The organism is Nonomuraea africana, from assembly GCF_014873535.1.
Taxonomy (GTDB): Bacteria; Actinomycetota; Actinomycetes; order Streptosporangiales; family Streptosporangiaceae; genus Nonomuraea; species Nonomuraea africana.
In genome coordinates this window covers 5,183,012-5,195,367 of record NZ_JADBEF010000001.1, presented here as the reverse complement: position 1 = coordinate 5,195,367, position 12,356 = coordinate 5,183,012, and the positions used below count along the sequence as shown (strand labels likewise).

The window sequence follows — 12,356 nt, the reverse complement described above, 5'->3', positions numbered from 1 at the left end:
GGATCTTCAGCAGGCATCGGGGACGGCTTCGTCGAGCCGCTGCCGCTGCGCGAGGGGCCGCACGCCCAGGGGAGCCTGACCTACCGGCTGGAGCGGCTCGATCCGGACACCTGGCGCTTCCACCACCACCCCGGCGGGACAATCGCCTCCTACGACTTCCGGCTGCAGCCGCGCGAGATCGCCGACTTCGCCGCCCGCTCCCGGGAACTGTCCACCTCCGCCGAGTCGACGTATGTCACCACGCTCGTGGCCGCCCGGCCGATCGCCGGGCACACCTTGGTCCTGCTGCCACGTACGCTGCGCCGGCTGGGCGCCGACGGCGGGACGTCCCGCACGATCGGCGACGCAGACGAGCTTGCCAGAACGCTCTCCACGCACTTCCTCGTCCCGCTCGACGACCATGGGTTAAAGGGTTGTTCGCGGTGCCTGAGCTCGCCGCGAGAGCGCTGCGACTCCCGCCCGGAGATCCGGCGATGCTGGCGGTCAGCGGGTGATCGACGGCGTGCCGGTCATCGACACCGATGACCGGACCGGCACCTGCGCTTCGCCGTCACGGTCGGCGTCACACCCGGCTTGATACACGTGACGACCGCGGTCACGCTCAAGGGCTGGCCCCGCACGCTCTACTACGCCCCACTGCGGTTGCTGCACGACGCCGTGACACGGGCGATGATGAACTCGGCGGCCCGCCGCCGCGGCCGCCCGGGCGATCGGCCGAGCAGACGCAGCACATGACCGCTGGTAAGAACTCGCCGACGGCAGGCGCCAAGACGCCCAGATGAGGGCGCGGCACAGGAAGGACTGCGATGCACGGCCGCCCAGAGGTCCACTCGTCACCAATCGAGCGGGCGTTCGCCGAGCACCGCAGTCTGCTGCACGCTGTGGCCTACCGGGTGCTCGGCAGTGTCACCGAAGCCGAAGACGTGGTGCAGGACGCTTGGTTGCGCTGGAGCCGCGTCGATGTGGCGACCGTCGCGGACACCGAAGGCTATCTGGTCCGGGTGACCACCCGGCTGGCGATCGACCGGCTTCGAAGTGCACGCGTGCGCCGAGAGTCCTATGTGGGATCGTGGCTGCCCGAGCCGATTCTGACTGATTCGGATGCCGCGCAGAACGTGCTCCTTAAGGAGTCGGTGTCGACCGCGATGCTGCTGGTGCTCGAAACGCTCTCCCCGGTGGAACGCGCGGTATTCGTGCTCAGCGAGGCCTTCGGGTACGGCCACCACGAGATAGCGCACTTCGTCGGGCGCAAACATGCGACGGTGCGCCAGATAGCGCTCCGCGCCAGGAAGGCGGTGGAGACGCGGCACCGCCGCTATGACACCGATCAAGCGACCAGGCGGCAGGCCACCGAGCGGTTTCTGGCAGCCTGTCTCGGCGGCGACCTGAAGGCCCTGATGGAGGTATTGGCGCCGGATGTGACCATGGTGAGCGACGGCGGCGGATTCACCGGCGCCCCCCGCACAGCCATCCACGGCCGCGAGCGTGTGGCCCGCGCCGTCCTCATCCTGTCGGCACACCGGCCGCACGGCTCGCGGGCGCAGGTATTCCAGGTCAACGACGGCCCGGGAATCATCATCCACGCGGGGCGCACACCGGTGCTGGCGGTCACCTTCCACCTGGTAAAGGGGGCGATCGAGGTGATCCATGTGGTCAGCAATCCGGAGAAGCTGACCAGCGTCGCGCTGTAACACAGATCACACGGTGACCCGTCACTCCTTGGGCAGCCGTCTCGTCCGTGAGGCGATCAACCAGCCGATCGTTCTCATGGAAAGGGAAAACCTCGATGTTCGCCGTCTATCTCACGATCACGCTCCTCGCTGCGGCGCTCAACGGCATGGCAGCCATCGCCAACCTCATCAGCCACGACTACCCCAAGAGCCAGGCGGACAAGTTGGGCGTGCCCCGGTCCTGGATACGCCCGTTGGGCGTGCTGCTGGCCGCCGGGGCGCTGGGGCTGCTGGCCGGAATCGCCGTACCGATCCTGGGCACGCTCGCCGCCAGCGGCCTCGTACTGTACTTCCTCGGCGCATTCGCAGCACACCTACGGGCTGACGACCACCACTTCGCCCCCTGGACCCTCTTCTTCTGCGCGGCGGTGGCCGCCCTGGCCGTCGACTTGACGTGCCGCTGAGTCTGCCGATCCACACCGAGCCCGGCCTCCGTACGGGAGGGCTCGGCACGTTGAGTGCCTTGGCGAGTTGGATCGCCACTTGCCCTTGCCGGTTCGGCATGGGGGAGCCCGTGGGGGCGGCGCAGGTGGACATCGGGCAGTCGTGCGATTCCACGTGCTTGAGTCGTCGCTCGCGACCCGGACTGTTTCATGTGGGTGTCAGCCGTTTTGCAACAACTCATGAAACAGTCGCTGCAGGTGCGTTGTCGCGCGGCCGGGTGTTTCACGAACGACCCCCCATGCAAACGTCCCCCGGACGATCCTGCAGGAAGAGGCTAACTACCCCAGATAACGATGGATCCGACATATGCGTCCCCTTCGTTATTGCGAGCCTTGTGCAGTAATAAGGAGCACCTTACAGGGGTTTGGTATGCCGGGTGCCCGCAGAAGAGCTAGAGAAGGGCCTCGAGTCTGCCGATGGTGAACCGGACCTTGTCTCGGCTGCCCCGCCTGGATGAAGCGCGGCGTTGCGTTCGCCCTTGGCGGCGTCGACCCGCAGGAGGCCTCGCGGACCTACGGGACGACCCCCAAATCGAGTCCGGCCAGCTGGGCCCGGCTGGTCACGTTGAGCTTGGGGAAGGCGCGGTAGAGGTGGTAGCTGACGGTCTTGGGGCTGAGGAAGAGCTGGGCGCCGATCTCCTTGTTGGTGCGGCCGGCGGCGGCCAGGCGGACGATCTGCAGTTCCTGCGGGGACAGCGTCGAGAGGGAATCGGCGCCGGCGGCGGAGAGGCTGGTGTCGCCGGCCGCGCGGAGTTCGTTTGTGGCGCGTTCCGCCCAAGGCCGGGCGTCCAGGCGCTGGAAGGTTTCGAGCGCGCCACGCAGGTGGGTGCGGGCGGCGCTCTTCTGCCGTTCCCTGCGCATGCGTTCACCGTAGACCAGCGCGGTGCGCGCCGACTCCCAAGGGCGGCCACTGCCGGCGTGCAGTCGTACGGCGGCGCGGAAGTACTCGTGTGCGCGATCCCCATCGGGTTCCAGCAGGGCTCGGCAGCGGTATGCGACGGCCTGGGCCCACTCGAGGCCGGAGGCCGCGGCCCACGTCTCGTAGTGGCGCAGCGGCCCGTCGGCGGGCAGTCCCAGCCGGGCGGCGGCTTCGATCAGGTCGGGAGCGAAGTGAACGGCCTGGAACCGGTGGCCCACGGGCCCGGCCAGAGCGCCCTCCAGCCGGTCCAGCGCTTCGGCGAAGCGGCCCTGGCCCAGATCCAGCAGCGCCTGCGCCCACTGCGCCCAGGCCAGTCCGTTGACGATCCCGTTGGCGTCGTAGTGGCGGTGCGCGGCGGTCGCCAGCTCGGCACACCGGTCCGCGTCCCCACGGGCGGCGGCGATCCAGGCGAGGATGCCGTGCATGCAACCGGCCCGGCTCGGCCTGCCGGTCTCGGCGGTGAGTTGCAGTCCCTCACTGGCGGTCGCCATGGCGTCCGTGAACCTGTCGAGGAAGATCTCGCTGGTGGCGAGCGTGATGTAGAGCACGGCGAGCTTGCCGATCTCTCCATTGGCCCGGCATTCGTCGGCGGCGGCGCGGGCGATTTCCCACGCAGCCTGGAAGTCACCCGTCTGGAGGGCGAAGTAGGAGGCGTTGATCCGGCGTGAGTGCATGTCGGAGGTGATCTGGCGGCCTTTGGTCACCAGCTCACGCATGATCGGCCCCAGGGCCTTCGGTCAGCAGCAGTGCCGTTCCCAGGGCGGACTGCCTGGCGAGGTCGAGGTCGTCTTCCGCGCGCAGGTCCAGCGCGCGTAGGCGGGCCGCGGCCTCGACGAGCCGGTCGGCGTCGCCGAGCCTGTGGGCGTTGCGTGCGGCTTCGACCACCATCAAACCGGCGGCGGCGCGGTCGTCGGCGGTCACGTCGGCCGCCCCTTTGAGCAGCAGGTCGTGGGCGAGGTTCGGGTCGCCCCGACCGAAGGCGATCCTGGCCCGCAGCATGGGGAACGTGGCGCGGGCCGACGCGTCCGGCACGAGGCCGGTGGCGGCCTCGATGAGCTGCTGGGCTCGTTGCAGCTGTCCTTCCTCGGTGGCGTCCACGGCGGCCGCGAGCAGCCTGCGTCCCTTGAGCTCCGGATCCTCGCTCAGCTCCGCCGCCCGCTCGAACGCGGCGGCGGCGCTGACGTTCGCCCCGCGGTCCCTGGCCCGCCGGGCCATCTCCTCCAGAGCCCCCGCGGCCGTCTCGTCCGGTCCCGTGGCGGCGGCGGCCAGGTGCCAGGTCTGCCGGTCGGGCCGGTCCGCGAGGAGGCCGGCCAGGATCCTGTGCACCTCTGACCGCTGGTCGTACGTGCTCAGCTGGAAGGAGGCCGCACGCATGAGCGGGTGGGCGAACCACACGTGCCGTCCGGCGATCCTGACCAGCCCGGAGCGCTCGGCCGCTCCCAGGGCGGCGGGTTCGATGCCGAGTTCGGCGCACGTCCTCCTGATCACGTCCAGATCGCCGTCGTCGGCCAAGGCGGTGACCAGCAGCGCGGTCTGGGCGTCCGGCGGCAGCAGGCCGATCCGGGCGGCGTAGGCCAGACGTAGGCGCTCCGGCAACGGCAGCGGGCTGTGGTCGTAGGCCGGCAAGCCGGTGGTGTGGGGTAGTTCGAGCAGCGCGAGCGGATTGCCCGCGCTCTCCTTGATGATCCGCATGCGCATCGGGCCGGTGAGTGCTGGTGCGGCGTCGGCGAGCACCTGGGCGGCGCTCTGATCGTTGAGGCCGGTCAGCCGTCGTTCGGGCAGGCCCGCGGAGTCGAAGCCGCCGCGTGTGCCGAACAGCATCACGATGCCTTCCGCGTGCAGCCGGTGCGCGGCGAAGCGCAGCGCGCGCGCCGAGGCCTGATCCAGCCAGTGCGCATCGTCGACCAGACACAGCAGGGGCCGGTCTTCGGCCAGCTCCGCCAGTAACGACAGCACCGCCAGGCCGACATGGAAATGATCGTCGCTTCTCGTGGGCGCCACGCCCAGAGCGCCCGCCAGAGCCGCGGCCTGGCGTCCGGGCAGGGTGTCGAGGCGGTCGAGCCGGCGGCGCAGGAGCAGGTGCAGCGAGGCGAACGGGATGTCGGCCTCCGTCTCGATGCCCAGACCGCGCAGCACGTCCATGTCCTGCGCGCGCTCCTCGGCGTACGCCAGCAGCGCGGTCTTGCCGATCCCCGGCTCCCCCTCGATCACCAGAACGCCGGAATGTCCTCCCCGCGCCTGATCGAGCAGCACGTCAATGGCCTGCTGATCAGACTCCCGCCCTCGAAGCACCCGACGAATCCTAGTCGCTTGTCCGATACCGCCCGGCTATGAACCTTCATAGCGTCGTCAGCCATGAATCCCATGCAAACGGTCGATCTGATCGCGGTCACCAAACACTACGCGCACGGCGTCACGGCACTGGAGGACGTGTCGATCGGCTTCGGCGCCGGCACGTTCACCGCTGTGATGGGACCATCAGGGTCGGGCAAGTCGACCTTGCTGCAGTGCGCCGCCGGACTCGATCGGCCGAGCTCGGGGCGGGTCGTGGTGGACGGCCGGGACCTGGCGACGCTCAACGACAGGAAGCTGACGCTGCTGCGGCGCGATCGGATCGGGTTCGTGTTCCAGTCCTTCAACCTGCTGCCTTCGCTCACCGCCGCCCAGAACGTCGCGCTGCCGCTGCGCCTGGCCGGCCGCCGGCCCGATCCCCAGCAGGTACGCCACGGCCTGGCCGCGGTGGGCCTGGCCGAGCGCATGAACCACCGCCCCGCCGAGATGTCCGGCGGCCAGCAGCAGCGCGTCGCCATCGCCCGGGCGCTGGTCAGCCGCCCCGCCGTGCTGTTCGCCGATGAGCCCACCGGCGCCCTGGACGCGAACACCAGCCGCGACGTGCTGCGCCTGATGCGCGACCTGGTCGACAGGCAGGCGCAGACGATCATCATGGTCACCCACGACCCGGTGGCGGCCTCCTACGCCGACCGCGTGGTGTTCCTGGCCGACGGCCGGGTCTACGGGGAGTTGCACGACCCGAGCGCCGAGCTGATCGCCACCCGGATGCTGCAGTTGGAGGCATCGTGCTGACAATCGCGTGGTCCACGCTGCGTACCCGGTGGTTGTCCTTCGCGGGCACGTTCGTCGCCTTGGCGCTCGGCGCGGCCCTGATGGCCGCGCTCGGTCAGGTGCTCACCTCCAGCATCTCCTCGCCTGACCGGGCTCCGCAGCGGTACGCCGCCGCGCCCGTCGTGGTTGTGCCCGATGAGCGCCTCAGCGTGAAGAACTGGCTGGGAGAGAGCAGCGCCCCGCTGGCCGAGCCACGGGGGCTCGCTCCCGAGCTGGCTGCCCGCCTGCCCGGGGCCGTGGTGGATCGAGTCTTTCCCGCCCAGCTCGCCGGCGGCCCGCCCGCCGTTGGCCGTCCCTGGTCGGCCGCCCGTACGGCGCCGCAGCCATTGTCGTCGGGAAGGGCACCCGCCAGGGACGACGAGATCGTGGTCACCGGCGGCGCTCAGGTGGGCCGGCGGGTGCACGTGGTGACCGCGGCGGGGGCCCAGGCGTACCGGGTGGTGGGGCTGGCCGCCGCGGGCCCGCAGCACACCGTGTTCTTCACCGACCGCCGGGCAGCCGCGCTGTCCCCGCGGATCGACGCGCTGGCTCTGTGGAGGCCTGCCGCCGAGGTCCGCGCCGCCCTGGGCGCGTCCGAGACGGCCGCCGGCAAGGCCGCGACCCCTGCGGTCTCAACCAAGGTCAAGGTGCTGACCGGCCAAGAACGGGCGTTGCTCGACCCGTTCCGCGAGGCTGACGAGCAGGCCCGCAACAACGCCAACACGATCGTCGGCATTGCCGCCGGTTTCGCGGCATTCATCGCCATATTCGTGGTTTCGTCAACCTTTGCTTTCGCGGTCGGGCAGCGGCAGCGCGAGTTCGCCCTGCTCCGCACCATCGGCGCGACGGCCAGGCAGGTCAGGCGCATGGTGTACGGGGAGGCGATCATTGTCGCGCTCACCGCCTCCGCGCTCGGCGCGCTGATCGGCCCGCTGGCCACCCGACCGATCCTGGACCGGCTGAGCGCGCTCGGAATGGCGCCCGCCTGGCTGGTGCCCTCCACCTCCGCGGCGCCCTCGTACGTGGCCTTCGGCACTGGAGTGCTGGTCGCCGTGCTCGGCGTGATCGTCGCCGCCCGGCGCGCGGGCCGGGTGCGGCCCGCGGAGGCGCTGCGTGAGGCGGCACTGGAGCCTAGGGCCATGACGGCCGGGCGCTGGATCGCCGGAGGCAGCCTGCTCGCGACCGCGGTCGCCAGCATGATCGTCAACGCCGTCAGCGACCCGTCCGGCGCGACCAACAACAAGACGTTCATGCCCATCGTCATGCTGCTCATCGCCGCCGTCGGGCTGCTCGCCCCGGTCTTCGTCCGGCCGGTCACGAGCCTGCTCGCCACCCCGCTCCGACGGCTGCGCGGCGCGGGCGCCCTCGTGGTCCCCGCCGGCGCCATCGCATCGACGAGGCGCACCGCTGCCACGGCCGCACCGGTGCTGGTCACCGTGGCGCTGGCGGCGACCCTGCTCGGCGCCGCGGCGATGACCGACGCCACCAAGGCGGCGACGCAGACCACCCCCGTACGCGCCGACTACCTGGTGCTGCCCACCCGCGCGGCCGGGTTGGACCGGCAACTCGTGGCAAGTCTGCGCGCCGTCCGCGGCGCGGACGTCACTCCCGTGACGTCGACCAGCCTCTACACACTCGAAGGCGGGGGCACCCAGCTCATCAAGCGGCCTGCCGAGGCCGTGAATCCGGCCACGCTCACGGCCGCTCTGTCGGTGCCCGTGGCCGCCGGATCGCTCGCGGAGCTGCGAGACGACACGATCGCGGTCTCCCTCACCTGGGAGCTGAGCCTGGGGCAGCGGGTGAAGCTGTGGCGGGCCGACGGCAGCCAGGCCACGCTGAAGGTCGTCGCGCTCCTCGACGCCGACTCCACCGCGGACTCCTACGTCACCGAGGTGCACGCCTTCTCCGCCCTGCCCTCGGCCGCGTACGTGAAGCTGCGCCCCGGCGTCTCCACCGCCGACGTGCAGGAAGCACTCGAGCGGGCCACCCGGGGACACAACGCCCGCGCGGTAACCAAGGCTGACTGGGCCGTGACCGCCGCCGACCGCCGTGCCTCCGCCAGCCGCCTCGGCATGCTGGCCGTGCTCGGCATCATGCTCAGCTATACCGTGATCGCGCTGGTCAACACGCTGCTGATGGCGGCCTCCGACCGGGCGGCGGAACGCGGCGGGCTGCGCCTGCTCGGCGCGACCACGCGCCAGGTCCTGGGGTACGTCATGGGCGAGGCGCTGCTGGTGGTGGCGGTGGGGGTGGTGCTGGCGGCCGTCGCCACCGCGCTCGGGCTGCTCGGGTTGTACGCCGCGCTCGTGCAGCTGGCCGGTTCCGTCCCCATCGACGTCCCGTGGGAACCGGTCACCGGAGTGATCGCCCTCTGCTTCGTGCTGGCGGTGCTGGCGGCTGTGCTGCCCGCCAGCCGTGTCAGAGGAGTGGCGATCCCCCGGGCATGAGCGCGCACCGGCCGACGCGGACGAGGCCCGCCGCGCCGCCCGGCTTGTCGAGCAAACGCTTGGTAAGGTAGGCGGGTGCTGCTGGATGGCAAGGTGGCGGTCGTGACCGGTGCGGGCCCGGGACTGGGGCGGACTCTGGCGGGTCTGCTGAGCGAGGAGGGCGCCAGGGTGGTCGTGGCCGCCCGCACCGCGGCCTCGATCGACGTCAACGGCGGCCAGCTGTTCACGTGATGACAGGCTCACGCCGTGGTTGATCCGCGGGCTTCCCAACCACGGCCGGGATGGCTCCTATGTCCGCGCGCGCCCACTGATGACGCTCGTGGCCGTGCCGAGCATGGCGCGCAAGCTGCCTCGCCTTGATGGACTGCGGTGGTAAGGGCGTCCAAGTGGGCTGCTGGGAGGCTTCCGGCGCCGAACCCCGAGGCGGCGAGCACGCCGGCGAGTTCCTGTTCCTGCTGTGGGGTCATGCGGGAGCGCATCCCGTGGTGCCTCAAGACGTCGCGGGCAGCGTAGGCGTCCGGCACATGATCGACGCGAATCCGGGCAGGGGTTCACGCGAGGTGATTCCGGTGGAGCGCGGCCAGGGTCAGAAGGACGGACTGACAATCGGGATGTGGCACTCCGAGGTGTGCCCGGTGATCGGCTTGCAGGGTGAATGAACTTCAGGCAGCGACCGTCGGCGACTTCTTCGCCCAGATGGGACGCGTCCTGGCCGACCGGCCCGACGTGGTCGTGGTGGACCTGTCCCGGGTGGCGTTCTGCGACTTCGACGGTGTGGCTGCGCTGGTCGGAGCGTATCGGCGAGCCAGGCAGCTCGGAACCCGGCTGGTGCTGGCCGGAGCGCAGGGCCGATGCGCCCATATCTTGCACCGCACCGGCCTGGACCAGATCCTGCGTCCGGTTCCCGCCCGCGCCGAAGCGGCCGCGGCGATACCGGCCTGACCTGCGGGAGCCGGAGGTCGCTCCCCCCGGCCCTCGGGCCGGCCACACTCGGCCTGATCAGCGAGCAGGAATGGGCGGAATCGGTCGCCGTGGCCCTCGGCGGGGACGAGCAGGCACGGCGCGCGGTGGCCGAGTTCATCGCCGTACCGTTCACGGTGGATGAGGAGCGGGTGCGGGTGGTGCCGCCGGTCACCGTGAGTCGGCGAAGAAGGTTTGGAGGTGGCGATTGACCGGGTCCGGGCAGTCCAGCTGGGGAGCGTGGCCGCAGCCATCCAGGATCACGAGCTGTTCGTTCGGGAGCAGTTCGGCGAAGCGGTGGGCGCGTTCGACGGGCTGGATGGTGTCCTGCTTGCCCCACAGCACCAGGGTCTGGGTCTTGGTGGCGGGGAGGGCGCGTTCGGTCTGTGCCCAGTCCAGACGGCGTTCGAGCAGGTAGGTGGCGCGGATGTTGTCATGGAAGGTCATCGGCGCCCACCACTCGTCCAGCAGTTGCTCGGTGAGGCGCTGCTTGTTGACCATCATGCCCTCGGCCAGGCTGCGGACGGTGGACTTGCCGGTGGATAGCTTGACGGCCAGCTCGCCGATGACGGGGAGCTTCAGGGATTCCCACATCAGGGTGCCCGGCAGGTCCAGTCCGGTGGCGTCCAGCAGGGCGAGCTTGGTGACGCGGTCGGGGTGGCGCTGGGCGAAGGTCAGGGCCCAGCCGCCGCTCCAGGAGTTGCCCGCCAGGGCGGCCTGCCGTACGCCGAGGCCGTCCATGAACGCGCTGACGGCGGAGACCATGGCATCCAGGTCGAAGGCGAAGCCGGAGTCCTTCAGCTGGGTGTAGCCCTGGCCTGGCAGGTCGACCACGTACACGGTGTGGTCGCGGGCGAGCACGTTGAGCTGATCCTTCCAGCCGATGACCGAGGTGCCGCCGGGCGAGAGCAGGATCACCGGTGTGCCGGATCCGGCCTGGACGTAGTGGAAGCGGGCCATCGGGGTGTCGGCGTAGCGTGAGCCGACCTGGGCCAGGTACGGCGAGCGGAAAGCGCGGCCGTCTTCGGCCGGCTGCCAGCCGTACGCGCCGAACAGCATCGCGGCCACCAGCAGCGCTATCGCAGCCGCCAGCCAGCGGCGCCAGCGCCGCTTGCGCACCGGCTGGGCGATGGTGTTCTGAGGTGTGTTGTTGGCAGGGGCAACCATGGTGATCCTTTGGTGCGGTTGGGAAGCGTTCATGGGTCTGGACGGGGCTGACGCTGCGAACCGTGACATACACGGTGAGTGATCTAGCTCACAGCGTCACCGTCGCACTCGACGACGCAGTTAGTGAGTCGCTCCGCGGCCACCACGCGCACCTGGCCCGGTCGGGGCCGGTCGTGATCGGGGCAGTAGCCATGCGGGGATGAGGGCGATGAGGGCGAAGCCGACTGTCCACCAGAAGGTTTCGCCGAAGGCGCCTTCCAGCGCGGTGGGGGTGCCGTGGTCCTGGGTGGCCCGTTGGAGGACGACGGCCAGGACGGCGGTGCCCAGCGAGCCGCCGACGCGCTGGACGACATTGGTCAGGCCGGTCGCGCCGGGGATCTGGTCGGGACGCAGTCCCTGGTAGGCGCCGGCCATCATGGCCACGCCCGCCGTACCCAATCCCATGCCGCGGATCAGCAGGGTGATGATCTGGAAGAGGTCGCCGGTGCCGGACTGGGTGAATGGGATCGTCGCCGCGACGGTGACGACCAGCCCGACCACGACCAGGGGACGGGCGCCGATGCGGTCGTTGAGCCGCCCGGCGATCAGCAGCGACAGGGCGGTGCCGATCCCCTGGGGGGCGAGCATGAGCCCGGTCTCGACGGTCGTCAGGCCGTGAACCTGCTGGTAATACAGCGGTAACAGGAACATCGGCCCGAAGATCGAGGCTCCGGACAGGAACGTCAGGGTGGTCACGAGCGTGTACGAGCGGTGGCGGAAGAGCCGGAGATCGAGCAGGGGGGCGGCCCTGGTCCGCAGGGCGTGCCGGGCGAACACCGTGACCAGTCCCACCCCGGCCACCAGGCTGATGACCGACACGGTGCTGCCGAAGCCCCTGCCTCCGGCACCGCCGATCTGCGTCAGGCCGTACACCAGGGCGGCCAGGCCGGGTGACAGCAGGACCAGGCCCAGGACGTCCAGCGGCGGACGGCCCTGCGGCCGGCTGGAGGGCATCGCGCGCCAGGCAAGCAGCAACGCCAGGCCAACCACCGGCACGTTGACGAAGAAAACCCAGCGCCAGCCCGCGCCGTCGATGAGCACGCCGCCCAGGACCGGGCCGATGATCGGTGCGAGCTGGCCCGGGATCGCCACCAGCGCCATGACCCGCCCGAACCGCGACGGTCCGGCGGCCTGAGCCAGGATCGTCTGGGCCAGCGGCAGGATCATGCCGCCCGCCAGCCCCTGCAGCACCCGGAAGGCAATCAGAGTCTCGATCGACCAGGCCAGGCCGCACAGCACCGACGCGGTGAGGAAGAGCGACAGCGCCGACAACCACATCGCCTTCGTGCCGAACCGCTGCACCGACCAGCCGGTGAGCGGGATCGCCATCGCCATGGCCAGCAGGTAGCCCGTCGCCACCCACTGCACCGTCGGCAGGGGCGCGTCGAAGTGCCGCCCGAGGCCGTCGATGGCGACGCTGAGGATCGTGGTGTTCAGCAACGAGGCCAGCGCGCCCACCACCACGATGCCAGCGAGCTTGAGCAGGGCGGGATCCAGGCGTTCGGGCGTGGCCACCGCCGTCATGGCCTCTGCTCCGCGATTACGACGT

13 protein-coding genes are annotated in these 12,356 nt (G+C 70.6%); 9 read left to right on the top strand and 4 right to left on the bottom strand.

Translation table 11 applies throughout. From position 1 onward, the window contains the following. The first annotated feature begins 15 nt into the window (after positions 1 to 15). From H4W81_RS50130 to H4W81_RS24595, 4 genes are all read left to right on the top strand, one after another. Positions 16 to 525 carry an arylamine N-acetyltransferase gene (locus tag H4W81_RS50130; protein ID WP_192781016.1) on the top strand — a complete coding sequence of 170 codons (510 nt, stop codon included), beginning with the start codon at positions 16 to 18 and terminating at the stop codon, positions 523 to 525. A gap of 57 nt (positions 526 to 582) precedes the next feature. Next, positions 583 to 735: a hypothetical protein gene (locus H4W81_RS24605; protein ID WP_192776973.1), complete on the top strand. Its 153-nt coding sequence runs from the start codon at positions 583 to 585 to the stop codon at positions 733 to 735. Between the two features lie 71 nt (positions 736 to 806). Further along, positions 807 to 1,691 carry an RNA polymerase sigma factor SigJ gene (sigJ, locus tag H4W81_RS24600; RefSeq protein ID WP_192776972.1) on the top strand — a complete coding sequence of 295 codons (885 nt, stop codon included), beginning with the start codon at positions 807 to 809 and terminating at the stop codon, positions 1,689 to 1,691. 95 nt (positions 1,692 to 1,786) lie between these two features. Beyond that, entirely contained in the window at positions 1,787 to 2,134 is a 348-nt protein-coding gene (locus H4W81_RS24595; protein ID WP_192776971.1) for a DoxX family protein, read from the top strand. 552 nt (positions 2,135 to 2,686) lie between these two features. Here H4W81_RS24595 and H4W81_RS24590 read toward each other — a convergent pair. After that, positions 2,687 to 3,808, bottom strand: a complete 1,122-nt coding sequence (locus tag H4W81_RS24590) for a helix-turn-helix transcriptional regulator (RefSeq protein ID WP_192776970.1) — start codon at positions 3,806 to 3,808, stop codon at positions 2,687 to 2,689. Further along, positions 3,801 to 5,384, bottom strand: a complete 1,584-nt coding sequence (locus tag H4W81_RS24585; protein WP_192776969.1) for an AAA family ATPase — start codon at positions 5,382 to 5,384, stop codon at positions 3,801 to 3,803. Before H4W81_RS24585 ends, H4W81_RS24590 begins: the two co-directional genes overlap by 8 nt. 63 nt (positions 5,385 to 5,447) lie before the next feature. Between H4W81_RS24585 and H4W81_RS24580 the strand changes: the two genes are divergently transcribed. The 5 genes from H4W81_RS24580 (at position 5,448) to H4W81_RS24560 (ending at position 9,583) form a co-directional block, all read left to right on the top strand. Continuing rightward, positions 5,448 to 6,176, top strand: a complete 729-nt coding sequence (locus tag H4W81_RS24580) for an ABC transporter ATP-binding protein (RefSeq protein WP_225958781.1) — start codon at positions 5,448 to 5,450, stop codon at positions 6,174 to 6,176. Then, positions 6,170 to 8,641, top strand: a complete 2,472-nt coding sequence (locus H4W81_RS24575) for an ABC transporter permease (RefSeq protein WP_192776968.1) — start codon at positions 6,170 to 6,172, stop codon at positions 8,639 to 8,641. The genes H4W81_RS24580 and H4W81_RS24575 overlap by 7 nt, the downstream gene beginning before the upstream one ends. Positions 8,642 to 8,716: 75 nt before the next feature. Then, positions 8,717 to 8,872 (top strand): SDR family NAD(P)-dependent oxidoreductase, encoded by a 156-nt coding sequence (locus tag H4W81_RS24570; protein ID WP_192776967.1) that lies wholly within the window; start codon positions 8,717 to 8,719, stop codon positions 8,870 to 8,872. Positions 8,873 to 9,027: 155 nt separating this feature from the next. Continuing rightward, positions 9,028 to 9,300, top strand: coding sequence for a hypothetical protein (locus H4W81_RS24565; RefSeq protein ID WP_192776966.1), 273 nt, complete (start codon positions 9,028 to 9,030; stop codon positions 9,298 to 9,300). Then, positions 9,293 to 9,583, top strand: a complete 291-nt coding sequence (locus tag H4W81_RS24560) for an STAS domain-containing protein (protein ID WP_192776965.1) — start codon at positions 9,293 to 9,295, stop codon at positions 9,581 to 9,583. Before H4W81_RS24565 ends, H4W81_RS24560 begins: the two co-directional genes overlap by 8 nt. Positions 9,584 to 9,772: 189 nt before the next feature. Here the strand turns inward: H4W81_RS24560 and H4W81_RS24555 are convergent, their stop codons facing one another. Together H4W81_RS24555 and H4W81_RS24550 are read right to left on the bottom strand one after the other, a co-directional pair. Beyond that, positions 9,773 to 10,768, bottom strand: coding sequence for an alpha/beta fold hydrolase (locus H4W81_RS24555; RefSeq protein ID WP_192776964.1), 996 nt, complete (start codon positions 10,766 to 10,768; stop codon positions 9,773 to 9,775). 120 nt (positions 10,769 to 10,888) lie between these two features. Beyond that, on the bottom strand, positions 10,889 to 12,331 hold the full coding sequence (locus H4W81_RS24550) for an MDR family MFS transporter (protein ID WP_192776963.1): 1,443 nt from the start codon (positions 12,329 to 12,331) through the stop codon (positions 10,889 to 10,891). Positions 12,332 to 12,356 lie beyond the last annotated feature (25 nt).

Bases quoted from the DNA above. Each gene is read 5' to 3' on its own strand.
- H4W81_RS24555 (WP_192776964.1), bottom strand. From the start codon at position 10,768: ATGGTTGCCCCTGCCAACAACACACCTCAGAACACCATCGCCCAGCCG.
- H4W81_RS24550 (WP_192776963.1), bottom strand. From the start codon at position 12,331: ATGACGGCGGTGGCCACGCCCGAACGCCTGGATCCCGCCCTGCTCAAG.
- H4W81_RS24580 (WP_225958781.1), top strand. From the start codon at position 5,448: ATGAATCCCATGCAAACGGTCGATCTGATCGCGGTCACCAAACACTAC.
- sigJ (WP_192776972.1), top strand. From the start codon at position 807: ATGCACGGCCGCCCAGAGGTCCACTCGTCACCAATCGAGCGGGCGTTC.
- H4W81_RS24590 (WP_192776970.1), bottom strand. From the start codon at position 3,808: ATGCGTGAGCTGGTGACCAAAGGCCGCCAGATCACCTCCGACATGCAC.
- H4W81_RS24595 (WP_192776971.1), top strand. From the start codon at position 1,787: ATGTTCGCCGTCTATCTCACGATCACGCTCCTCGCTGCGGCGCTCAAC.